15 protein-coding genes are annotated in these 23,024 nt (G+C 69.2%); 1 reads left to right on the top strand and 14 read right to left on the bottom strand.

The features are described 5' to 3' along the window. On the top strand, positions 1-578 hold a 578-nt coding region (locus tag DNK49_RS07110; RefSeq protein ID WP_207806910.1), incomplete at its 5' end, for a transposase. Positions 579-706: 128 nt separating this feature from the next. Here DNK49_RS07110 and DNK49_RS07115 read toward each other — a convergent pair. The 14 genes from DNK49_RS07115 to DNK49_RS07180 are packed head-to-tail and all read right to left on the bottom strand — an operon-like array spanning position 707 to position 23,023. After that, complete coding sequence (locus DNK49_RS07115) at positions 707-4,273, bottom strand: eCIS core domain-containing protein (protein ID WP_110523653.1); 3,567 nt, start codon at positions 4,271-4,273, stop codon at positions 707-709. A gap of 41 nt (positions 4,274-4,314) precedes the next feature. Then, positions 4,315-7,632, bottom strand: a complete 3,318-nt coding sequence (locus DNK49_RS07120; RefSeq protein ID WP_110523654.1) for a hypothetical protein — start codon at positions 7,630-7,632, stop codon at positions 4,315-4,317. Between the two features lie 4 nt (positions 7,633-7,636). Continuing rightward, positions 7,637-8,923: a hypothetical protein gene (locus tag DNK49_RS07125; protein ID WP_110523655.1), complete on the bottom strand. Its 1,287-nt coding sequence runs from the start codon at positions 8,921-8,923 to the stop codon at positions 7,637-7,639. Continuing rightward, complete coding sequence (locus DNK49_RS07130; protein WP_110523656.1) at positions 8,920-11,082, bottom strand: ATP-binding protein; 2,163 nt, start codon at positions 11,080-11,082, stop codon at positions 8,920-8,922. The genes DNK49_RS07125 and DNK49_RS07130 overlap by 4 nt, the downstream gene beginning before the upstream one ends. Then, positions 11,072-12,529 carry a hypothetical protein gene (locus DNK49_RS07135; RefSeq protein WP_110523657.1) on the bottom strand — a complete coding sequence of 486 codons (1,458 nt, stop codon included), beginning with the start codon at positions 12,527-12,529 and terminating at the stop codon, positions 11,072-11,074. The genes DNK49_RS07130 and DNK49_RS07135 overlap by 11 nt, the downstream gene beginning before the upstream one ends. Further along, a complete protein-coding gene (locus DNK49_RS07140; protein WP_165843284.1) occupies positions 12,526-14,667 on the bottom strand; it encodes a phage tail protein in 2,142 nt (713 codons plus the stop codon). The genes DNK49_RS07135 and DNK49_RS07140 overlap by 4 nt, the downstream gene beginning before the upstream one ends. Positions 14,668-14,678: 11 nt before the next feature. Beyond that, positions 14,679-16,952, bottom strand: a complete 2,274-nt coding sequence (locus DNK49_RS07145; RefSeq protein WP_165843285.1) for a putative baseplate assembly protein — start codon at positions 16,950-16,952, stop codon at positions 14,679-14,681. 46 nt (positions 16,953-16,998) lie between these two features. Continuing rightward, positions 16,999-17,415 (bottom strand): GPW/gp25 family protein, encoded by a 417-nt coding sequence (locus tag DNK49_RS07150; protein WP_110523660.1) that lies wholly within the window; start codon positions 17,413-17,415, stop codon positions 16,999-17,001. Then, a complete protein-coding gene (locus DNK49_RS07155) occupies positions 17,412-19,253 on the bottom strand; it encodes a hypothetical protein (RefSeq protein ID WP_110523661.1) in 1,842 nt (613 codons plus the stop codon). The genes DNK49_RS07150 and DNK49_RS07155 overlap by 4 nt, the downstream gene beginning before the upstream one ends. Further along, the gene (locus DNK49_RS07160) at positions 19,247-19,918 is read right to left on the bottom strand and encodes a phage baseplate assembly protein V (protein ID WP_110523662.1); all 672 of its coding nucleotides are present in this window, start codon (positions 19,916-19,918) and stop codon (positions 19,247-19,249) included. The genes DNK49_RS07155 and DNK49_RS07160 overlap by 7 nt, the downstream gene beginning before the upstream one ends. Continuing rightward, the gene (locus DNK49_RS07165) at positions 19,915-21,018 is read right to left on the bottom strand and encodes a phage late control D family protein (protein ID WP_110523663.1); all 1,104 of its coding nucleotides are present in this window, start codon (positions 21,016-21,018) and stop codon (positions 19,915-19,917) included. Before DNK49_RS07165 ends, DNK49_RS07160 begins: the two co-directional genes overlap by 4 nt. Before the next feature lie 25 nt (positions 21,019-21,043). Continuing rightward, the gene (locus DNK49_RS07170) at positions 21,044-21,226 is read right to left on the bottom strand and encodes a hypothetical protein (protein ID WP_110523664.1); all 183 of its coding nucleotides are present in this window, start codon (positions 21,224-21,226) and stop codon (positions 21,044-21,046) included. Between the two features lie 16 nt (positions 21,227-21,242). Then, positions 21,243-22,451 carry a CIS tube protein gene (locus DNK49_RS07175; protein ID WP_110523665.1) on the bottom strand — a complete coding sequence of 403 codons (1,209 nt, stop codon included), beginning with the start codon at positions 22,449-22,451 and terminating at the stop codon, positions 21,243-21,245. Then, positions 22,448-23,023, bottom strand: coding sequence for a phage tail protein (locus DNK49_RS07180; protein WP_110523666.1), 576 nt, complete (start codon positions 23,021-23,023; stop codon positions 22,448-22,450). Before DNK49_RS07180 ends, DNK49_RS07175 begins: the two co-directional genes overlap by 4 nt. Between the last annotated feature and the right edge of the window lies 1 nt (position 23,024).

Here is a 23,024-nt window from a genome sequence, read left to right on the forward strand (position 1 = left end):
GCGCACTGGTGTTGCGCCTGGACGCGCTGCAGAACATGCGTACCCAGGAGGCCAACCGTCTGGAAGTGGCGCGTGCTGCCGTCCAGGCGGGCATCAGCGCCCATCTCCAATGGCTCGACGATGAAATCGCGCGGCTGATCAAAGCCATCCGCCAGCACATCGACGACGATCCGTCCTTGCGCGACAAGCGCCGTTTGCTCGAATCCATTCCTGGCATCGGTGAGCGTACCATCGCGGTGATCCTGGCCTACGACATTGGCCCTGAGCACTTTGCCAATGCCCGCCAAGCCGCCGCTTTCGCCGGGCTCGATCCGCGCCAGCACGAATCGGGCAGCTCCGTTCGCGGGCGCACGCGCATGTCCAAGATCGGCCACAGCTTTTTGCGAAAGGCCCTCTATATGCCCGCCGTCGTCGCGTTGTACCGAACCCATTGGGGGCGGGCCATGAACCAGCGCCTAGCCGCAAACGGCAAGCCGCCCATGGTCATGATCGGCGCCATGATGCGAAAGCTCATCCATGTGGCCTTCGGGGTGCTCAAGTCCGGCAAACCATTCAATCCGCAGCTTCATAACGCTTGACCTGAATAACAGTATCTACGTTGGGGCTGGTGTCTTGCGGATGTTGGGAGGCGGTGGTGGTGGGTGCTGGGGTAGGGCGGGGTGATAACCCCGCCGGGGTGGGTGGGCACCTTGTTGCTGACAGGGGATCAGGCGCGTCGCTCGTCGCGCTCTACGCGTTCGCTGCCACCGGGTTCGTGATTCAGCAACTGGTCGAAGGTGTCGGCGTTCAGGCTGGGGACCCGGAAGCTGACCCGGTCGGGGTCGAAGACCACGCCGCGGCCGTCGCTGTAGTAATCCACCGGAACATGCATGCCCAGGGCGAGGTTGCTGCCGATTTCTCGCCGGGCCAGGTTCCAGTCCTTGCGCCACAGGCTGAAGGTGGTGACCAGCGCGTTGGCGGTGACTTCGGCGTAGCCGTTCAGGCTGAAGGCCAGTTTCGGTGTCAGTGATGTGTCCAGCGCAGCATGCAGGTGCAGGCCGGTGGCGGGGCGCCAGTCGAGGTCCACGCGCGGACTGACATCGGCACGCACCAGCGCCTCGGCGCTGGCGCTGAGTCCGGCGGTGGCGCTGACGATGGCGGCGCCCAGCGTCAGGCCGGCGTCCAGCTGGGCGCCCACCCCGGCTTCGGCAGGCAGGTTGAAGGCGGCGTTGCCGCTGATGTGCAGGCTGTCGGGCTCGGCGGGGTTGAAATCGTCGATGCGCAGCTCGGTCTCGGTCAGGCGGCCGGGGCCGACATGGGCACGGCCGGTGACGCTGCCATTGATGGTCAGGGCGAGGCCGACCACGGTGCTGCCCACCGCGATGCCGACCAGCGGTATCGACACCGTGGGCATCGAGAACAGAGTCCGGCGGGCACGTGCCGGTGGCGGGTACTGATCGAACACGGTGACCGGCGCGGGGATACCGATGCGCCCGCTGATCAGGATGTCACCGCCCGGCCGCAGGCGAATGCCGACGCCGCCCTGCAGCCAGTCGGTGATGCGTGCGGTGACCGTGCCCCCACCGTAGATCGACAGGGTACCGGCCCCTTCGGGGGGCTGATCGCCTGCGATCTCGCCGTCGGCGTTGACCGGGCGATTGGTCAGGCCGACGGTGACCTCGCCGGAGAAGATGCTGCGCCGGTAGTTGGCGGTGATGCGGCCGTCGAAGGCGCCATCGTCGTAGGTGATGCTGATCGCCGAATCGATCCCGGGCAGGGCGGGTAAGGCCTGACCTTCGGCCCGTACCCGCCAGCCGCTGCCGTCCTCGCCTTCGCGCTTGCGCAGTTCGGCCCGTACCGAACCCTGGCGGATGCCGGGGATCTCCGCGACCTGCAATGTGCCGCCCACCACCAGACCGTTGTCGACGGAATACTCGGCGCTGAGCCCGGCCTGCTGCACGCCGGGAATGGCCGGCTGGGCTTCGCCGCTGGCGCGGATGCGGCGGGCGTCGGCCTCGATTTCGACCCGCGCCGAGTTCAAGCCGCGAATCCGCCCTGCCTGGGTGATCGCGATGCGCCCACGACCCCCGAACGCACCCTCGCGGTACCACAGGTTCAGGTTGGCCTCGTCAAAGTGACGGCTGTCGATATCCAGGCTGCCCTCGGCGGAGAAGCGACGCCGCGCATCCACTCCAATGGTCAGCGCGCCGATGCCCAGATGGGCCAGGCTGAAGTCGATGCGGCCCTCGGCGCCAAAGCCGTTGCGGTCATGAAAGACGGTGATGCTGGCGCCGTCGATCGACAGCCCTGGCACCGTCAGGGTGAGCTGTTCGGCAGAAAACGTCTTGCCAAAGCGGATGTCCTCATGCACCCAGCTGACGTCCAGGCTCTGGTTTTCCAGCAGCGGCAGGCTGGGGCGCAGTGTGCCGATGGCGTTGACGCCGCCGGCATCGACGCCCAGCTCGCGGAACTCGATTTCCGACAGCGATTCGGCTTCGGCCGTCATGGTGCCCGGCATCTGCAGATAGCCGTTGAACTGGCCACCCGTCGCCTTCAGGATGGGCAGGCTGACCGTCTCGCTGGCTGGTGTGATGCCGGGCGGCAGTTGCCAGACGGCAGCGAGGGTGCCGATCGGTGTGCCGGGTGCGGCGTTACCGTAGTCAGGATCGCTCAGTTGCAGCGCGCTGATCCGCATGCTGGCCAGACGGCGGGAGGCAGGGCCGGACACATTGGCTGCCAGCCCGTCGCGGGTGGCGAATCGGCCGATCTCCAGCCCTTCGCCGGCAGACAGCAGCACGAAGCTGGCCGCGGTGCCCGATGGGCTTGCTGCTGCGGGCGCGGCCTGGATGGCCGCCAGGTGCTCGCCGGCCTGCAACTCGGCCAGCACCCAGTATTCGCTGTTGGCATCACTGCGGGCACCGCCTCCGCGACGATCGCCAACGCTGCCGCCCTCAACGCTGGTGAAGACCACGCCCCGTTGCTTCAACTCGGTTTCGGCGTCGTCTCCGCTGCTGCCGGGGCGGGGGCGTAGCGGAATCTGCTCGGGGCGCAGCCCCTGTTCGGCGGCCAGCAGTGCGCGCATCTTGCTGCGCAGCCCGGAGTAGATCGTACCGCCAGCGCTGGCATTGGTACTCTTGTCCAGCAATTCGTAGTTCTGTACGGTGTCACCGGCAGCGTTGCCGGGCCAGCCGGCGGCCTGCAGCTCCACGATATGGTCGACCTCCAGCCGGTGCCGGAGCCACTGGCCACCATGATTCCATTGCGGACGCTTGAAATAGCCGACCCAGTCGCTGAAGCTGCGCGGCTCCGACAGCGCGGTGCCAAAGCGGATGCGTTGCGGATTGCTGGTGTCCGGGCTCAGGTTGATGCGGGAGAAATGACGCGTCCAGGTGGGGTTGCTCTCGTAGCCGGCAAGCTGGGCTTCCCATTGACTGATCTGCGCGGGGGGATTGGCATCTCGGTCGTAGTCCGGGCCATGACGCAAGGCGTTGCTGCTCAGCCATTGCTGGTAGACCGCACCATGGCGGCGCTTGCTGACCGGCACCACGAAACGCTCCAGTTCCCGCCGGGCGGCAGCGACCCGTGCTGCAGCAGCCGGATCTGCCGGTTCGGCGCTTGCGGCCTCATCGTTGGGGGTGCGCATCAGGGCGACGGCACCCGCATCCTGCTGCAGCACATGGGCCAGTTCGTGCGCGAGCAGATGACGGCCCGCCGACGTGTCCGGCTGGTATTCGCCGCTGGCGAAGACGATGTCGCTGCCATGGGCAAATGCACGTGCCGATGCAGCCTGCGCGGCGCGGTCCGCAGCCGCATCGTCATGAATGCGCACATGGCCCAGATCGCGGCCGAAGCGGGGTTCGAACCAGGCGCGGGTCTCCGCGGCCAGTGGCTGGCCGGCACCGAGGCCGGACAGGGCCTCGGCCGGTACGGTGGGCGCGGCCATGGTCTCGTCGTCATCCATGCGGGCCTGACGGGCAAGGGTTTCCTGCATGTCCGCCGCAGGCGGTGTGATGCCGTCGCCAGCAGGCGTGCGCATGACCTGATCGGCAAGCGCATCGGCCTCGCGCTCGACCGCATCACCCGGCTGACTCATGGGCAGGCGTGCCCTTACGGCCAGCCGGTCGAGACGGGCCTCTGCCGCCTGCCGGGCCTCGGGCTGGGGCTCGGCTGCAGCGGGGCTGCGCTTTAGCGACGCATTGTCGGCATGCTGCTCATGCCACGCCGGCTGCGCCCCCTGCGGCGCGGGGGCGGCGGTATCGGGGCGTTTGTCGGCGACCGGTGGGGCGGTGCTCATGATGACATTGGCCCGGTTGCTGTAGGTTTGCCGATGCGGGCTCAGGCGCCAGCATTGAGCTCGAGGAACACGATGTCGTCGAAGTCGTTGGCATCGACCTGAAGCTTGTCGAGTTCCTTGCGGTCGTGGTCATTGAGCGCCTCGACCGTACGTCGGCTGGGCGCCGGAGCAGGACGACCGCTGGCGACCAAGGCATCGATGATGCGCTGCAGGCGAGCAGGGGCATCGGTATCGGGCGCCGCACGCGAGGTGGCCAGGGTCAGGCCGGCAACCGGCTGGTTGGGCGTCAGGCCGCCAATGAAGCGGCTGACGGTGTCACCTTGCAGCTGATTGACGACGAAGTCGAAGGCGGTGTTGGGGGAGCTGCGCTCCAGGTAGTGGTTGGGACGATCCCAGTTACCGTACACCAGCAGGGCGCGCCGGGTTGCAGGCGGAGCGCCGGCCAGTGTCACCACCAGCAATCCTCCGTCCAGCGCACCATCGGACAAGGGCGGCACCACCGTGCTCAGGGCGGTGATGGAGCCGTCGCCACGGGCGGGGGCCTGGGTCAGGGCGCTGATCTGGCTCAGCATGTGACGCAGGCGGAAGTGGTTCTGCCAGCCCTGTCCGGTCGCCGGTGCGGCTTCCCAGTGCCTGCCCAGCACCACCTGAGGGCCCGGGGCGGCCTGCTGCCACATGGCCAGTACGGTGGCGGCAGACTCCTCTGCCACCGTGTTTTCGTCGCGGTAGCGCAGGATGCCGACACGCTGGAACGGGAGGCGCGCCAGCGCGGTGGGGTCGGCGCGGTCGAGCGCGTCGCGCAAGGTGGCGACCAGATCGCGATTGTCCAGACGTAGATGCCAGACCTGGAAGGCCTCCACGCCGATACCGGTTGTTGGGGCAAGTTGCGGTGTGCAGCATAGCGGGCTGCGGGCGCGGCGGAACATGACCCAGTCGAGAACCGCGCGCACACCGGTGGCGGGCACGGTGTCCAGGGTGGGGAACAGGCGGCGGCGCGCACGGGCCAGGAAGGCGGCATCGTCGCCCTGGTCGGCCAGCGCGATCAGCGCATTCATGGCACTGGCGCCAATCGGGGTGCCCAGTCCGGGCATGCCGTCGAGCCCGCGCATGTCCATCAGTTGGCTGCGGGTGCTGGTGTTGTCCTTTTCGCTGTTGCGCTCCACGCTCATTGCGGCAGTGCGCGGTTGTTCGTGCCATTCGAAGTACACCGGGCTGGATGCCGGATTGGCGCGCTCGTCGTCGAGCACCAGGCGGCCGCTGCGTCCGCTGCTGTCACGACGCAGTGCAATGCGACCGCGCTGGCTGACCGGGGGGGTGTCCCCGCTCAGTGCGAGCAGTTCGAGTTGCATCACCCGCTCACTGCCGTTGCCGGCCGGGCGGTCGAACAGCGCGGTCAGGTTGCCCTCCAGCCGGACGACGGTAGTGGCCAGACGCAGTTCGGCGGCCACCGGGGTGCTGTCACCGTAGCCGAGTGCGAAGGGATCGGTGCCGATGTCGCCTGCCAGATACAGGGTGTAGGTGTTGGCCGCCGTGATGAAGCGCTGCAGGCTGTCGTTTGCCGCCAGGTCGGGGTTGGCGTGGCTCAACTGGGTCAGGCGTTGGCGCAGGTCGTCGAGGTCGAGCGCGCACACCAGGGTGAAGCCGTAGCCACTTCCGGTATCGGTGTGGGTGCGGATCAGGCCCTGCAACATGCGCTCGCGCAGTGTCTGCATGATCTCGAGCAAGGCGGCCTGACTGGTGTCCATGCGTTGATTCAGTGATCGGGCAGCGGCGCCGGTGTTGTCGGTCGTTGGTGCTGCCGCCGCATTGGCGCGTTGCAGTTCTGCCGACTTGCCGACCTCCAGTCCGAGGTCGAAGGCGCTCATCGCCTCCAGCGCCATCTCCAGCCGCCACCACTCGCCGACGGCGGCGGCTTGCCGACCATAGGGCTGGCCCTCTGGGACAAAGATCTCCACCTCCTCGATCTGGCGTGGGTCGTCCAGGCCACGGGTCAGCGAGATCCGGTGCATGTGTTGTGCTTCTTCGAGCAGATGCGCAATTTCGTCACTGCGCACGCCGTGATAGTGCAGGCGCACGCCCTCGCCGAACTGGCGTGACAGCTGCTCGTCCAGCGTATTGCTGCCGGCGACTACCGGCAGGTAGCCGGCCGGCGGTAGCTCGACGAAGCCCGCATTGAGCAGCATGCGCTGGCGCGGCAGCGCCGCCTTGCCCAGGCCGGCGCCGGCCAGCCGATCGGCAAGTTCGAACAGCTCGCCATGCGACAAACGCACCTGATCGGCGATCAGCTGCGCATCGCGCTTGGTCGGGCGCTCGGCCAGTTGTTGCAGGATGCCGCGGGCGCTGTCGCCGTAGCGCCGATGCAGGGCCTCAAGTTCCTGTCGCGTCTGGTCGAGTAGCTGGCGCAGCGACGCGCATTCGTCGGGTGGCGGCAGGACGCCTCCGGTGCCATCGAACAGACCGGACAACTGACACTGGAACTGCAGGATCTGCGCGAGGAAGACGTTCCACGGCCGCATCGCCATGCGCCCCTGCCAATAGCCGCGGGCCTGGGTATCCATGCGTTCGCGGCGTCCGGCCCAGGCGTCGATGACCCGATTGACGCCGCCTTCACGCACCAGCAGGCCAAGCACCAGCTCGTCGCGGCCGTACAGCCCGGCAGGCTGGCACCAGCTGTCGCCCGCCAGCCCGGCAGCACTCAGCAGGCTGTTGGCGAGCGCGGGTTCCGCCGCGAAGTAGGCCGAGGCCACCCGGTTGCGCAGATGGACGTCGGACAGGCTCACTGCGCTGCTGTCGGGCAGGGCAAGTGCGATCGGTCGCAAGCGCAGCACCACTCCCTCGCGCCAGTAGGGGTGTTGTGAGCTGCTGGCGCAGGCGCTCTCGCACAGCTTGCCGTACACCGCCTCATTGCCGCACAAGCCTTCGACCGGGCCGGCAGTGATCTCGTACAGATGTCGTCCGGTGGTCTCGGTGAAGCCGGGGGCCGGGTTGTTGCCGCAGGGGCCGAAGGCGGCGTTGCCGGTCAGCGGCGCCGGTGCGGCGACCGCGATCAACTCGGCCAGCGCAGCCTCGATCGCGCTGGTGGCGAGCACGAAGTTGCCGGCCGGGGTGATGCCCAGTCCGGCGCCGACCTGGAGCTGGTTGCCGGCAAGGCCGATGCCCAGTCCGTGGACAATGCCCCAGCCGCCTGCCAGATTGCCCAGGCGACTGCGTTGGCGGTGGTAGTCCTGCTCCAGCGCGAAGGCATCCGCGCGCAGGAACTTGCCATCGAAGTAATGCAGCCGGGTCAGCGGGCTGGCCGCTTCGATGAAGGCCAGCCCGTCGTTGGCGGCCGCCTGGCCGAGTTCGTTCTGCTTGCCCATGGCTCTACCCCTGGATCGAAACGGTGGTGGTGAGGTCGCGACCGTCGCTGTCTGCCGAGGCAGCGCCGGCCGGGATCAGATCGAGGCCCAGCAGCGGTGCGCTGCCGGTGCCAATGACGGTGATGCGCAGCAGTTGGCCGCTTGGTGCCTGGTCGAGCACGAGGCCAACCACCGGTGCCGCCGGATCGCTGTCGTCGATGCTGGTGGCAGTGACGGTGAGCAGCGTCCAGCCGGTGGTGGCATCAAAGGCGCTGAGCGCGAAGGCCGCCGGGGCGACGCTGGCTGCTGCCAGCGCGTGGTCGAAGACCAGCGCGACCCTGTCGTCCGCAAGACTGGCACTGCTGACCTGCGGCCCGGCTGCAATGTCGGCAGGCTCATGCAGCACAAGGGCCTGCAGCATCGCGCTGGGCAGCAGACTGTCGCGGACGCCCAGCCTCAGTTCGCCAAGCTCCACCCGCCAGCCCTCACCGTCGGCGAGTATCCGGACCTGGTCCAGGCGTGCCAGACGCAGGCAGTGCGGATGTTCGATTGCGGGGCTGGGCGGCGCAAAAGGTGAGGTGGCCGCGATGCTGCGGGCCAGGACTTCGGGCAGCAGTGCCTGTCGGGCGCTGGCCCGCTGGGGGGGCGACAGGCTGGAGAGTGCGGCCAGGGCTTCGCTCAGCCAGCGGTGATCGGGCAATAGCTCGCCCTCGACATCGCGTTCGGGCTCGGCCTGGCCCAGCCAGACCTGAACCAGATTGGCCGGCGTGGCGGGGGCGGCGGTGGGGCGGACCAGTTTCAGCACCACGGTTTCGCAAACGCGTGCATGGGCGATGTCGGCGCTGTCACCGGCGCAGGGTTCGGCAATGGCGGGCACCGGGCGGTCCAGGCAGGCGCTGTAGCAGGCAACGATATCGAGCGAGAACAGTGTGGTCCCCGGCTCGATGTCGTCGAAGCCCTCTTCGTCACGATGTTTCGCCCACCACAGGGGCAGGCTGACGCAGCGTGACTGCTCCAGCATCAGGTCGCGGCCGAGGGCGTCGAGCGCATGGCCGGGGCCGACGCGTAACTCGCCGCTGGCCGCATCGAATGTCACCGGAAAACCGGCGACCACTCCGCTGCCATGCAGCAGGCGCTGGTGACGGCGCAGGCGGCCGACATGAAAGCCCTGTTCGGCGCGGAAGTCCTCCACCCCGAGCAGCATGCCGAAATGGTAGTTGGGAGCGCACTGCGGGTTGTCGGGCAGCGCCGCGGTGCAGCGCGTGCCGGCAGCCGGGGCCGTGCAGCAGTCCGGGGTTGCGGCGGCATTCATCGGCATCTCCTGGTCGGGGTGGGCGGAAACCCGGGGTGGGCGCGTCCGGCCTTGTCGTACTCGCGCTCGATGGCCTGCAGCAGGTGGTCGCGCTGGATGGCGCTGCCCTGTGCTGCAGCAAGAAAGCCGGCCCCGAGTGCGGCGTTGCGGATCTGCGCACCGGTGATCGGGTACCATGCAGCGAGTTCGGTCAGATCGACATCGGGCGCTTGCGGTGCGCTGGCAGGGAGGTGCAGCCGCCACAGTTCGGCGCGGGTGTCGGCATCCGGCTCGGGAAACTCGACGATGAACTCGAAGCGGCGAGTGAAGGCCTTGTCGAGATTGCTGCGCAGATTGGTGGTCAGTACCGCGACCCCTTCGAAACGCTCCAGCCGCTGCAGCAGATAGGCGGTTTCGAGGTTGGCGTAGCGGTCGTGCGCATCCTGGGTTTCGGTGCGGCGCGCAAACAGTGCGTCGGCCTCGTCGAACAGCAGCAGGGTGCGAGCGCGTTCAGCCAGGTCGAACACCGCGGCAAGCTGCTTTTCGGTTTCGCCTATCCATTTCGATACCAGACCCGCCAGATCCACCACCATCAGGTCGACGCCAAGCGCATGCGCCATGACCTCGGCGGCCAGGGTCTTGCCGGTGCCGGGTGGGCCGTAGAACAGCATGCGCACCCCGCGTCGGCCGGCGCCCGCAGAGGCAAAGCCCCAGTCGTCGAGCACGGTGATCTGCTGGCGGACGCGGTCGATTGCGGCGTCGAGCGCGGCCTGGCCGGCAGCGGGCAGCAACAGCGCGTCACCCTGGGCTTGCGGCTGTTGCAGACGGATGCCGGGATGGGCCTGCCAGGGGCTGCGTGCCCGCAGGCTGGTACCGATGGCGGCCAGTGTGTCGGCTGGCGTGGGGGACGGATTGCGGGTGAGGTCGAGTCCGAGGTCGCGCACCACTGCGCTTGCCTCGACCGGGTCTACCGGATAACGCGCGGCCAGTTCGCTGGCATGGTCGCCCAGTTGTGGCAGCAGGGCCAGCCACAGGCGGCGCCGCGCGCTGGCTGGCAGGGCGTGTACCGGAAGGTGGATGAAGGGCACCCCGGCGGCCGGCTCGGCCGGCGGGCGTGGGGTGCTATGGATCAGCGGCAGACCATGAGCGTGTATCGTCTCGCCAGCGTCTCCGGTGCTTGGGTTGGAAGGCAGATAGGGGGCGTCGTCGCGCACCTCCAGCCACACCGGGCTGACATGCAGAAAAGCCAGCGCTTGCGCCGTGGCGAGCGATGCGCCATCGATACACCCGGCGACCGGGTAATGGAGGGCGGCCATGCCCGCCCGTCCCAGCAATGCCCGTACCCGGGTGGCGCGTATTGCGGCATTCCCACCGCTGAGCACGACATGGCAGGGGCGAGCCTGGCGTAGCGCTGCGACCGCATGGCTGACCGACGGACTTTCCAGCCAGTCTTCCAGCCCCGGCACCTGTTCGAGCCCACCTGTCAGATGAAGGGGTGAGGTCTGTGGCGGGCGCCCATTCAGTGCGGCCCAGACGCCATCGGCGGCACGGAGCTCGCGGCTGTGCCAGGGGCCGTCGCCATTGAGCTGCAGCAGGGCGGCAAAAGGTGGGGGGGCGTGGCACAGCAGATCCTCGATGGTGTCGCGCAACCCAAAGTCGGGCAGGCCGTCGCCATCCGCAGCCGCTTCGTCCTCCAGCCAGCTCAAGGCCAGGGCGACGGTGGCCCATGGCCTGCCGGCCGGGTTCAGCAAACGGCACAGGGTGGCATGGCCTTCGTGCGCTTCGGGCAGGCAGGCCAGCAGCAACAGATCACGGTGGCCGCGCGCCACGCGTTCGTCCGGCGCGGCAGCAGCCAGCCGCAGCAGGGGGTGGTGCGTGGGCGGCACCACGTCCGGGGGCAGCGCGCGCGCGTACGCATCGGCAAAGGCGAGGGCGGTGGACAGGGCTTCATCGACGCTGCTGCGGATGTCCGCGGAGGAGGGTGCGGCCGTGCGCGGGGTCGTGTTCGGGGCCGGGTTGGGGCCCGGGGTGGGCGTGGCCGAGGGGGTGTCGGGGCCGGACAGGCGCCGACGCAGGCTGCGGGCCAGCCGCTGGCCGACCTCGGCGACACAGCGGCGGCTGTAGTGCCGGGTGGCGGCGATCAGGCTGGCGGCGGCGCCGGGCAGGGTTTCAGCCTTCATAGCGCACCTTCACGACGCAGCCCAGCCAGGGCAGCCAGCCCGGATCGAGGTCGAGACCCAGCCGGCGGATCGGCGTTTCGACCTGGTCGAGCGACAGCCGCAGCTCGATCCAGCCCGGCTCGATGTGGAGCGTGCCGGGGCGCCGGCAGATGTGTTGCAGCCGGGGGGCGGGCAGGTCGGGGGCGAGCGCATCCACCCACGCGGCCCAGCGGCTTGCGGTGGCCTGGGCAAGGGCATCGATGTCTGGCGGTGTATCGGCGCCGTGCGGCAGCTCGCCGCCGCAGAAGGCGCGCAGCGCGACATCACCGTCATCGCATCCAAGTGCGCGTCCCAGCGCACGCAGCCATAGTGGTAGCGCGTCGTCGAGCGGCGGCAAGTCCTCGAGCGCCGGCTGCCCGGTGCTGATCTGGCCCAGCCAGAACAGCAGGCCGGCCTGCGCCGTCGGCAGATCGCATCCGGTGTCCGGCAACTCGGGCGGCGGTGGGATCAGGTCGTCAACCAGCGGCGGCTGCGTGGGCAGCGGTTCGTGAGCCTGCTCCGGCAGCGGCGGCGGGGTGCTGGTCGGGCCGGTTGCGGTCGGGGCTCGCGGTGCTGGGGTGGCCTGCGGCGCCTGCAGGGCCCGTCGGGCGGCGTTGATGAAGCAGATGGCGGTCCGTGTGCTGTGCTGTGCTGCGGAGCTGGAAAGGGTGGCAAGCAGCACGGCGAGGGTGTCGCGATGGACGAGCACCAGGTCCGGGCGTCGCTGTGCCCAGTCGAGTAGCGAGAGGGCGGCGGGCGATGCCGGACTGGGCGCGCTTGTCGGGTCGGCAGGGGGGGCGGCCATGCCGGGCGTGACGGCGTCAGCTGGGTCGGCCATCGCCGCACGGGCAAAGTCCGCGGTCTGCGGGCAGCTCAGCAACAGGGTGGTCCATTGTGCCTGCGGCAGTGCGCGCAACACCGCGCTCAGCGCTGCACTTCGGGTTTCTGCTGCAATCAGGCGATGCAGCACTGGCCAGATCAGCACGGGCTCGCTCAGCAGGCTGCGTGCGCCCTGCAGCAGCGCATCGCCCGATGCGAGGGGCGCACGCGGCACCAGCCCCATCTGCTGCCAGGCCCATTGCCGGCTGTCGTCACCGAGTGCGCTGCGGTACAGCAGGTCGGCCAGCGCCGCCTGCCTGCTGCGGTAGCGCACCACGGTGTCGTCGTCACGGGATAGCGCATGATTGATGGCTGCATGCAGTGCGGACTGCCAGCGTGCGCCGATCTCTGCTTCACTGGCATCCAGCTGCCAGTCCAGTGCCAGCGGCAGGTGGCGGATCAGCACCCATTCATCAGCAGCGAGTGTGGCGCTGGCGGGTGCGATGTCGTCAAGCCCGGCCAGCTGGCCGAGCCAGTCGGCGTAGCGGGCTCGTTCGACGGGTTGCGGACTGCGAAGGTGGGCGTGCAAGCGGCCGATACTGGAGATCATGGTGTTTCGTCCCCCAGCGCCGGACGGCCCAGCAGAAAACCGGTGCCCAGCGCGGCCTCGCCAAGAATGGCTGGATCGAAGCCGGCCGACCTACCAAGCACCGAAGAAATGCCGACATGGGTGCCGACTCCGGCGCGGATGCCGCTGTCGGCGGTGCACAGGGCAAAGTCGGTGTGGGCGGGCTTGTGATGCTCGATCAGGCGCCTGACGCAGGCCAGTTGGGCGTCGTTGAGGGCTGCAACCACGGTGACGGTGAAGCGATGGGCAAAATTGTCATCGCTGTCCGGTGGCGTTCCGGTGGGCATGGTGGTGGGCAGCGGGCTGTCGCCAGTGACGCCAATCTGGCCACCCACCCGGTAGCCGCCGCCGAGCACAGCCTGAGAACGATTGACCGTGTCGTTGCCGACCACGCCGCCGCCACGCAGGCGGAAGTGCTCGATGATGACGATCTCGGCATCGGTCAGCAGTTCGAGCATGCGTTGCAGGCTGGCGAGGGTGCCACGGGTACGGAACAGGCGGGCCGCCTCCAGAATCATCCGGCGCTGTACGGTTGTGGACCAGCAGGGGTCCAGGACCAGACCGACGAAGCCTGCCAGCCACGACAGTGCCGGCTCGGGTGCGATGCGGGCGTCGAGCAGCAGGTGGCGGCGTTCGGCTGCCCGTGTCCATTGTTCGACCTGTGTCGCGGCCGGCATCAGGTAGCGGAACAGGAAGTCGCGGGCGGCGGGCTCGCGCCACAGTGTGCGTGGCAGCCGCGACAACAGGTCGTGGCCAGGGAAGGCGACGCGGGCGCTGTGCAGGCGCGGGCTCTTGCCGCGCGAACCGTTCAGCTCGAACACCAGCCACAGGTAGCGTCCAGGCGGCACGATGACCGGGGCGTCGTAGTGTGCACGGCCATCGGTCGGTGGCCGGTCGAGCGAGGGGAGGGTGCTGCGGCGATACAGCGACTGTGGTGGCGCGTCATGTCCGAGCCAGCGATGTGTCGACAGCACGGGGGCGTCGCCGCCAAGCCCGACGTCGTCGATCGGATCATCGACATCAAGCGTGTCGCTGCTGAAGGCATGGACCCGGATCGAAGTGCCGGTCGGGATGCAGGCCTCGACCTGCAACTGCCCCCAGCTGCATTGGTCCACCCCGCTGTCCAGCGCAAAACTGAAGACCCTGCCGCTTTCCAGGTAGCGTGTCGCAGCCGGGGCAGCATGACGCAGGCCCTGTGCAGTCCAGTAGGCGACGCGGCCGTCCGGTGCCCGGGCAATGCCGTGACCGTCGTAGTGGGGTGCGATCAGCTCGGCCAGCGGGGTGACGGCGCCGTGCCGGATGCGCCAGCGCAGCAGCGTGTCACCCGGCCGGCGTGCGAGGGTGAGCAGGCTGCCGAATTCGGCGTGTTCAGTGTCGGCAATCAGGTCGGTGGCATAGGGGACGGCGATCTCGGTTCCGTCCGCCAACTCGCGCAGTTGTGCGCTGGCATGACCGGGGGCCGCGAGTGTCCACGCACGCCAGCCACCCTGCGCCGAGGGGGCGACCGCAAGGCGTTCGGCGTCGGCGTGGGCGGGCCAGGGCATGCGCTCGGGGGCGGCACAGTGATCCAGTCGCCAGATGCTGCCATCGGCCAGCAGCACGAAGACCTGGTCCGCCCATGCGGACAGGTCACGGGGGGGCGGGTCGAAGGCGATGTGGCGGGCGACCTCCTGCTGCCAGCTGTCGACCAGCCACACTGCGCCATTTGCCGGTCCGCTGCCCGGGTCGGCAATATGGATGTAGCCGGCCTCGTCGCAGGCGAGCGCGAGCGGACGGTGTGGCAGGATGCCGGTAGGCGCGCCTTCCACTTCGGTACCGGCAGCGGTGATGTCGAAGGGGAAGGCGCGATGGGGGTGGACACCCAGCGTCGAGGTCTCGCCCCAGGGCAGGAGTTCGATGCGGCCCGCTTCTGGAAGCGGGTGGAACAGCCTGCAGTGGCGGTCGAAGGCGAGGCCGGCAAAGCCACCGTCGAAATCTGCACCGGCGGTGTCGGCCACTACCGATGGCAGGGCTTGCAGCATGACCTCGCCGTCGACCAGCACTGTGCCCTGGTGTGCGCAGGCCCGCCAGTGCGGGCTGCCGCGCAGTTCGCGTTCGCCATGGTCGGATAGGTTCAGCATGGCGGTGCTCCTCAGCATTCCTCGCGCAGCACCGGCACCGGTACGGCGGGGTGGCTGGGGGGGGGCGCCAGGCCGCTGCCAGGCGGTGGCAAGGGCGTGTCGGCGCTGCCGACGGTGACGGCGGCAACCGTCGGCAGTTGCCAGCCCTCAAATTCGATGACGGATGCCGCTGTCCATTGTTCGCTGCCGTCGGCCAGCGTGTGGGCAACGTCGACCCGCAAGGCCTCGATGTACTCAAGCCCCTCCACCTGCATCGTCACGCCCTCGAGTTCGCGGCCCAGCAGCCGCCGCCCAAGCGGCCAGCCCCGGCCGTCAGGTCCGTACGGCGGCAACGGGGCGAGGTACTGGCGCAGCAGGGTTTCGACCCAGTCGCGTACCGCATCCAGACCATAGCCGGGCGCGACCTTCACCGCGACCGCGATGGCGATGCGGCGATAGGTGGGCGGGATGACGTACAGCTCGGTGGTGACCAGCCGCCAGCGGTCCAGCCAGGCACAGACCTCGGTCAGTTCGCGCGCGTCCGGCAGGGGGGCGTCCGGATGCTGGACGTCGCGTGCCGGCCACACCACCACGCTGACCGCACCCGGCCGGGGTGACTTGCTGGGGGCGTGGAACAGGGGCAGGCATTCGGCGCGCCCCAACTCGACGGTAGGGGTCTGCAGCGCCAGCTCGGCGAAGTCGTCGCGCGCCACGGCGCGGTGGTTGCGGCGCAGCGTGGCCGGGATGCGGGCGAGCGCGGATTCCAGACTTTCGGCGTCGACCCCACCACCGGCCGGAAGCGGGTTGGAGAGCTTGAGCTCGGTCTGGTGGGGGCGCAGCATGGGCAGCGCTGGCGTGGGGCCGGCCAGGGTGTCGCCCAGTCGGTCGATGGCGGCGGCCGGCACATTGCCTGCCGACCCGCCACCCCAGTGATAGGCGAGCACGCGTATGCGCTCACCTGTCTGCGGATAGCGCGTGCCGAAGCTGGCGGTGCCTGCCTCGGCGTCGATACGGAAATGACGGTCGTCCGCCGTCGACGCGTCGAAATCGTCTACCCGTTGCCATTCGGTCCACACCCCGGACTCCTCCACCTGCAGCCGGACCGGGCGGGTGCTGTCGATCAGCACGGGGGCATTGGCCAGGCGGTAAATCTGGCCGGGCTGACCGCTGCCGCTGCCAAGCAGCTCGGGCGAGGCGCGTACGGCCTGCTCGCAAGCCAGGGTGTTGAGCGCGAGCAAACGCACCGTACCGATACGGCTGCCGTCGCTGCGCCACACCCGCAGCCAGCACCACAAGCGCTCGGCGCGGGCGTCGTCGAGTTCGGGTGGAAAATCGCCGGTACCGGCCAGCCCCGGCGCTGCAGGTGGGTTACCCAAGGTGTTGAGCGCGGCGGGCAGCTCGATGCGCACGACGCCGTCCCGGGTAAAGCCGGCGGTGCTGTCGCCGCCGATACGCAGCGTGGTGTAGTCGGCGCTGCCGTCCTTGCGGGGCTGGGCGAGCGAGACCTGCCAGATCAGGCCGGGGCCGTCGCCACTGCCGCAAGGGGTCTCGATGTCGTCGAGCGTCGGGTGGTGCGTCGCGGGACTGAAACCCAGCGAGAGCGTGACCGGCCGCCCTGGCGGGGGTTGCAGGCCGGTGGCCGGATCGGCCAGAGCGGCCGGGTCCAGGCCGCTGTCGGCCTGGGTGAGCAGGCCGATCCATACGCAACCGTCGACGGTGTCGGCGAAGTCCAGTGCGGCGTCCTGTCCGTCGCTGCCGAGGGTGAGCACTTCATACGGGGCGACACGACCGTCATCGGCCAGCGCGAGCGCATCGATGCTGGCCTGCACGGCAACGGCCTGCTCCGGATCCAGCCCGGCAACAAAGGCACGCAGGCGGGCCGGGTCGGCGAGGTCCTGTTCCGGCAGCAGGCTGCGGCGGGCGACCGCGACACAATCCAGCGGCCACAGACTGGCGTCGTGGGTGAGGGTATAGCGCAGCTTGCCGGCCTTGACCTGATCGCCGGCATACAGTGCGACGCCCTGGCGGGCCTTGCTGTCGAAGCGCACCAGGGCGCGGGCGGCGCGTGCCGGTTGCAGCGGGATGTCGAGTAGCCGCAGGAAGGCAAGCTGGGTGGCTTCGGGAATCTGGTTGAAGCGGAACTGCAAGCCCTCGCCCAGCCAGGCGAACAGCTGCAGCAGGGTGATGGCGGGGTCGCTGTCGAGGTGGTCGGTCCATTCCGGGTTATATACCGGGATGCGATTGCGCAGTTCATTGTAAAGCGCTTCGAAGCTGCGGTCGTCGAGGATGGGGGCGATCAGCGGCATGGCGCGTCTCCCGCGGGGGGGGTGGTCGGCAGGCGTGGGGTGGACATCAGGCCTGCTCCAGATAGAAGGGGTACACCAGGATGTCGCGGCGACCGTCAAGCACATGGGCATAGGCGATCTCGATGATCAACACGCCACGCGGGTCCGCGGATTGCACGAGCACTTCGATGACCTTGATGCGCGGCTCCCAGCGGCCGAGTGCGGATTCCACCGCCTGGCGGATGCCGGCGCGGGTGGCCGGGTTGTCCGGGGCCATCAGGTAGCGGCGCAGGCCACAACCGAAATCCGGCCGCATCAGGCGTTCACCGGGTTCGGTGTCGATGATGGTGTAAATCGCCTGACGGACTTTTTCGGGGCCGGCGACGGTGCTCAGCCGGCCGCGGGCGTCCGGCAGCAGGGGCTGGCCCCAGCCCTGGCCCAGGCGGTCATGCCGGGTGCCGAGCGGGTTGCGCGGGGGATTCATGTTCGTGCTCCCGGCCCGGGCCACACCGGGCTTACCGGGTCTTCGTAGATCAGCGTCCGGCGACTGGCCGGCAGGGTGCTGGCCAGCGCATCGCTTGTCGTGTCCGGGTCGGTGGTGGGGGGCGGTGGCACACGTTCGGCCGCATCCTGCAGCGACTGGTCCAGTGGGCCGAGGGCGTTGTTGCTGAAGCCGGACAGGTCGGGGTCTTCCTCGGCACCGGTGTCCTGGCGGATGCGGGTTTTCATGCTGCCGTTCAGGGCCGCGTTGAGCGCGGCCGCGGTCTGAGGGATGCCCGACACCGCGACTGCGAAATCGGCATCCAGATCGACGCCGGGCGGGGTGGCGGCCAGTGCGGCATCGACATCGGCCGAGAACTTGATCTGCGGCGGAATGCAGAAGCGGAACACGAGCAGGAACCAGAGCTGGAAGATGAACACGACAATGGGCAGGAAAAGGTTGAGCACGAACAGCGCAATGATCGTGATCAGCGGAATCGAGAAGCTGCAGATCGCTTCGCCGCCCATGTTGCCGCCGCTGGCGCCCTTGTCCTTGACCGACGGCGACAGGTGCTGGGGCTGCACGAAGCGTACCGGCGACAAGCTGCCGCGGGGGCGGGCGGCGGCCTGGGCGGCGAGCTCGCGCAGATCGGGCATCTTGATCGTCACCGGGCGGTTGGCGCTGCCCAGCACATCGAAGGGGGCCGCCAGGCGGAAGGCTTCGGTCGGGGCGCTCCATACCACCGGGCCGCAGCAGTCCGGCTGCTTGCCGGCGCGGGCAGGTGCGGCGTGATGGTCGCGCACGAAGCAGCGGATCTCGTAGGTGTTGCGATCGTCCAGGCGGGGTGCGCCGCGGGCGTCGTGGGCCAGCGAGGTGGTGGGGATGGTGCCGTAGTACAGCGTGCGTCCGGCGGCATCGTGATCCGGCTCACGTGGGTCGGGGACGAGTGCGAACAGGGGCTGCACCGCCTCGCCGCTGATGGCAGGGTCGGCCGCACAGGCGGGTTCGTCGAGCAGGCGCCACTCGCCCGGGCCGTTGCGTCCATTGCGGTCGGACGGGAACCAGCCTTCGATATCCACCCGGACGCCTTGTTCGCGGTACCACGCGTCCAGTGCGCTGCGCAGCCGGTCGGCCTCGGCGCGGCGCAGGGCGAGCAGGGCGGACCAGTCGGCAAGGCCTGCCTCGGTCACCAGCTTTTGCTGACGAGCCCGCGCGTTGCCGGCGAGAGCCGGGCTGGAGGCGGGGTCTTCTGCCGTGGCTGCAAGCTGGACAAGGTCCAGCAGGTCGGCCTCGGCAGCACGCACCGGATCTGTCTGCGCCTTGATCGTGGCTGCGGCGAGCTGAGGTGGCAGCACGCTGCGCCGGCGGCGGATGACAAAGCCGGCCTGACAGACCTGGCGCCGATCCACCCGCGGGAAACCGGGCTGCTCGCAGTGCAGCTCGCAGCACACCAGGTAATGGCGGTTGTGCGTGGGCTGGTAGAGCTTGCGCAGGCTGCCGGGTGCCAGCCGCGCGCGGAAACGGGGTTCGCCAGCGGCGGCCGGCCGGCCCTGGGCATTGACTGCGAACAGGCTGGCAAACTTGCCAGCCAGCGTACCGCCGGGGGCGGCGCTGGCCAGATGATAGCCGTTGACCACGTCGATCAGTGGATCGAACTTCAGCGAGCGCTGTGGCTGCGCGAGAAAGTCGCTGATGAAGTCGTCGCCGGCAAACATCTGGATGGCCGGCCGGCTGACGCGACCATCCTCTGGCAGGCCGGGGCGCGCCCAGCGATACCAGGGGCCGACCAGGCGCCAGTCCGGTGCCGGGAGGGTGGGGCGGGTGCGGACGCTGGCTACCATATGTTGCCCGCTCCGGGTGTGTAGCTGGGCGACACCACGCCGGTATTGGCGATGAGGGTGTCGCACTTGAGGATGCCGTCGCAGATCGTCATCGGCGCACGGATATTGACGATGGAAGCGTTGACCTCGAGCCTGACGTTGGCGGTGACGGTGACCGTACCGCCGATATCGATCCGGATCACGCAGCCATTGGCATGCTCCAGCACCACTTCGTTGCTCACATCGTCCAGCACCAGCTTGTGTCCGCTCTGCATCGACAAGGTGACCTTGGCCGCGCCGGCACTGTCGTCGAATTGCAGCTGGCTGCCGGCACGGGTGCGCAGGGTGCGCAGGTTGTTGGCTGCAGCGGCAGCCTCGGGCAGCGTGCGCCGACCATTCCAGCATGCACCGACGATATAAGGGCGCGCCGGGTCGCCGGCTTCGAAGGCCACCACCACCTGCGAGCCCGGTTCGGGCAGGATCTCCAGCCCCTGGTTCTGATCGGCGTAGGGCGTGAGCAATGTGGCCCAGGCGCTGACCCCTTCGCCAGCTGTGCCGAAGCTGGGCAGGCGGACCTTGATCCGGCCCTTGCTATCGGGGTCGACCAGGTCGATCACCTCGGCGGGATAGAGGCCGAACCAGCGTGGCCCGTCGCCATCGCCCGGAAAACGCGGGTCGCCGTTCATCGGCTGTCTCCTATCCAGGCGCGTTCGGCATCGAAATGGGTGCGATAGCCGTCGGTGAGGTCAAACTGATGGCGCACCCGGGTCACGTAGTAGCCATCGCCTTCGAACAGGGGCCCCACCCGCTCCAGGCGCAGCCGCGCACCGACGCGGATGCGGGTGTCGCCACTGGCCACGCCGCTGGCGAGCACGAAGCGTCGCGCGCGGCCAAGCAGGGCGGCGCGTGCCAGGGCACTGGCTTCGTTACCGCGCAGCGGCACGTCGCGTACGCGGTAGCTGGCGAGTCCGGCCGGGCTGGTGAAGGCGCGCTCGAGCACGTTCAGTCCGTGCGTCTGCCCGTGGGCTTCGGCAGCCACGGTGGCCGCATCGGCTTCTTCGTCGATGACCGCCTGCTGGCCGTCGTCAAAACCGCTCACCACAACCTTGCCGCGCTGGTGGGCGAGGTCGGCACGCAGCCGGCATTGCAACAGCTCGCTACCCTGTATCAGTGTCACGGTGGGGCCGTCGCGCTGGTCGCGCGTGGCCATGTGCAGGGTGCCGTCCTCGACCCAGACCTCGGCGCCCAGGCGGCGGGCGCGTTCGCGCAGGAAGGCAAGATCGCTCTGGTTCCACTGCTGCACGGTCTGCCAGACCGGGCCTTCCACGGCAACATCGGCTGCCAGGCCGTGGCGGGCGGCGATGTCCTGTACCAGGCTGGTTTCGTCCACGTTTTCCCAGGTGCGGAACTGGCGGGCGAGGCGCAGCGCCATCAGCCGGTCTTCCGCCAGGCAATGCAGCTCCGGGGCGCGGCCCTGGTCGAAGTCGAGCTCGAGCGCGCTGATCGCACCGCTGAACATCGCCGTCCGGGCTTCACTCTGGCCCAGGTTTACGTCGATTTCACTGCCGAAATCGAGCACCGTCCCATCCATCCAGTTCAGTCCCTGGTGGCGCTCGCCGGCACTCGGGCCCAAGGCGATGAAGCGCACCGCAAGCCGCTTCATGCCGAACAGGTCTTCGTCGAGCTGCAGCAGGTCGAGGTCTCGCATCAGCGCGTCCTGCACCCGACCGCCGACCCGGATCTGAGGGCGGGTGGCCGATTGCAGGGAGGGGGCGATGCGCGACATCTGGCTCGGGCCTCTGACGCGGTGCTCAGTCGTCGAACTGCCAGGCCGCGGTGCGGGCCTGACGCTCGGCTTCGCGCTGCAGTTCGGCTGCGAGCCTGGCAAGCAGCGCGGCGGGCGGCGCCGCGCTGGCCGTGTTGTCGTCGCCGGTTGCGGTGGCGGGCGGGGTGACGGTGATGTCGGCTTCGATTTCGTGGATGGCGATTGGCATGGTCGGGCTCCGGCTATCAGTGTCCCTGGCGGCAGCGCCGGCAGCCGCAGCCGGTCTTGCGCGTGGCGGGACGCAAGGGGGCGGCGGGCCCCTTGCCAGCACCCGCTGGGGGCGTGAGGTAGCGGGTGGCAGTAGGGCGCTCGCCGATCGTCAACGCGGCCTGGCCCAGACGCGGGCGCAGGGGGACGCCCGCGCCCCAGGGGCGGCCGTCTGCGGCGGCGGTGGCGCCACCGCCCAGGCCGAAGGCGTGCAGGCTGGCTTGAGCCGTACGTTGATGCGTCAGGTCATGGCGCTGACCAATGGCGGCCTGTACCCCGCCTTGTGCGGCGATCGCCTGACCGCGGGGCACTGCGTCACCCATGCCGCCGCGGGTGGGCGCACCAGTGCCCGCGGTTTGCGTGCTGGTGAGTGCCAGTGTGGCGGTACTGGCTGCCGGGTCGCGTCCCTGACTGCGTTGCCCCTCGGCCAGGGCACGCGGCCGGCTGGCAGGCAGGGCGATCTCCTCGCCGAGTTGCAGTGCCAGCGGGTTGCCGACCCCGGCGGCAAGCGCACGCCAGGCCGCGGGGTCGAACCCGGCACGCGCTGCGAGCTGGGTGAGGCTTTCGCCGGGCATGGCCGAGACCACGCGGCTGATGGCGGCGCCCATGCCAACGGTACCGGGCAGCCCGGCGGCACTTGCGCCCGGCATGCCGCCAGCACCCCGGGCCCCGGCCGTGCTGCCTGCCGGGGCGCTCTTCTGTCCGGCAGCCGGTGTGTAGGTCCAGCGTGGGTCCTGGCCTTTGATGGTGACGGCGACCCGGGCGCGCAGCGGGGTACCGCGGGCGTCGAACAGGTCGAGATCGAGGTTGGCGCTTTCCATCGTGCCCTGCACGACGAAGCTGCCCCACTTGAAGATCACCCGCGGTGGTGCTTCCTCGCCCTCGCGTGGGCCGCGCGGACGCACGAAGCGCTCGACCATGCGGATGCGTTCGAGCACGTCTACCGCCTCTTCGGTGCTGCCCTCGTCGGCGGTGTCGAATACCAGCTCGAAGCTCACCGTCATCTCGCCGGTGCCGGGACGCTGGCGGGCCTGCGCACCGGCCTGCTGTCCTCCCGCCGTGCGGTTGGACAGTTGTACCCGTAGCGAGGTGGGGTTGAACTGCACATCCACCAGCGTGCCTGGCACCTCGGTGGGGGCGTCGTCGGCGGTAATCTCGCCCAGCTGAGCCTTGGTCAGTGCGCTCATGTCATCGGCTCCTCGGCGGGTAGCAGGCGCAGGCCCTCGTGGGCGATGCTGAGTTCTTCGATGGCGACCTCGCCGGTGCGGGCATTGAGCTCCGGACCGCGTATCTTTGCCGGCAGGCCGCGGTCGAACATCCAGCTTGCACGCAGTTCGCCGTCTGCACTCATGACCTGGATCAGGCCGTCGTGGCGTGGTACCGGACGTTCGCCGTTGATGATGCGCTGCATCCAGTGCCATAGCTCGGTGTTGACCCGGCCGTCGCCGTCGGTGCTGTAGAACATGCCCCGGCGCAGCACCACCGGGGGAAACTTGGCCCGGCCGACGCGGCGCACCGTGCCGTTGTTGCGGCCACCCTCGGCGTAGTCCTGGATGTCCATCTCGATCTCCAGCCCGGCGCACTCCTGAAAGGCGCCGCGCCACTCGCTGGCGCCACGACCGCCCAGCACCGTGTCGCCACTGGGTGGGGTGTAGCCGCGACGGGCTCCGGGCAGTACCTGAGAGCCGGCGACGATGTCCGGCGAGCGGATCAGCTTGATCTCGAAGCGGAAGGCGGGCAGCAGCAAGGTGGTGGCCATT

Origin of the sequence: Parazoarcus communis SWub3 = DSM 12120 (assembly GCF_003226565.1) — a bacterium.
In the GTDB taxonomy this organism is placed as follows: domain Bacteria; phylum Pseudomonadota; class Gammaproteobacteria; order Burkholderiales; family Rhodocyclaceae; genus Parazoarcus; species Parazoarcus communis.

Coding starts and splice junctions, on each gene's coding strand:
- DNK49_RS07120 (WP_110523654.1), bottom strand. CDS start 7,632: ATGGGCAAGCAGAACGAACTCGGCCAGGCGGCCGCCAACGACGGGCTG.
- DNK49_RS07130 (WP_110523656.1), bottom strand. CDS start 11,082: ATGAAGGCTGAAACCCTGCCCGGCGCCGCCGCCAGCCTGATCGCCGCC.
- DNK49_RS07180 (WP_110523666.1), bottom strand. CDS start 23,023: ATGGCCACCACCTTGCTGCTGCCCGCCTTCCGCTTCGAGATCAAGCTG.
- DNK49_RS07165 (WP_110523663.1), bottom strand. CDS start 21,018: ATGTCGCGCATCGCCCCCTCCCTGCAATCGGCCACCCGCCCTCAGATC.
- DNK49_RS07155 (WP_110523661.1), bottom strand. CDS start 19,253: ATGGTAGCCAGCGTCCGCACCCGCCCCACCCTCCCGGCACCGGACTGG.
- DNK49_RS07150 (WP_110523660.1), bottom strand. CDS start 17,415: ATGAATCCCCCGCGCAACCCGCTCGGCACCCGGCATGACCGCCTGGGC.
- DNK49_RS07170 (WP_110523664.1), bottom strand. CDS start 21,226: ATGCCAATCGCCATCCACGAAATCGAAGCCGACATCACCGTCACCCCG.
- DNK49_RS07145 (WP_165843285.1), bottom strand. CDS start 16,952: ATGCCGCTGATCGCCCCCATCCTCGACGACCGCAGCTTCGAAGCGCTT.
- DNK49_RS07135 (WP_110523657.1), bottom strand. CDS start 12,529: ATGATCTCCAGTATCGGCCGCTTGCACGCCCACCTTCGCAGTCCGCAA.
- DNK49_RS07140 (WP_165843284.1), bottom strand. CDS start 14,667: ATGCTGAACCTATCCGACCATGGCGAACGCGAACTGCGCGGCAGCCCG.
- DNK49_RS07125 (WP_110523655.1), bottom strand. CDS start 8,923: ATGAATGCCGCCGCAACCCCGGACTGCTGCACGGCCCCGGCTGCCGGC.
- DNK49_RS07160 (WP_110523662.1), bottom strand. CDS start 19,918: ATGAACGGCGACCCGCGTTTTCCGGGCGATGGCGACGGGCCACGCTGG.
- DNK49_RS07115 (WP_110523653.1), bottom strand. CDS start 4,273: ATGAGCACCGCCCCACCGGTCGCCGACAAACGCCCCGATACCGCCGCC.
- DNK49_RS07175 (WP_110523665.1), bottom strand. CDS start 22,451: ATGAGCGCACTGACCAAGGCTCAGCTGGGCGAGATTACCGCCGACGAC.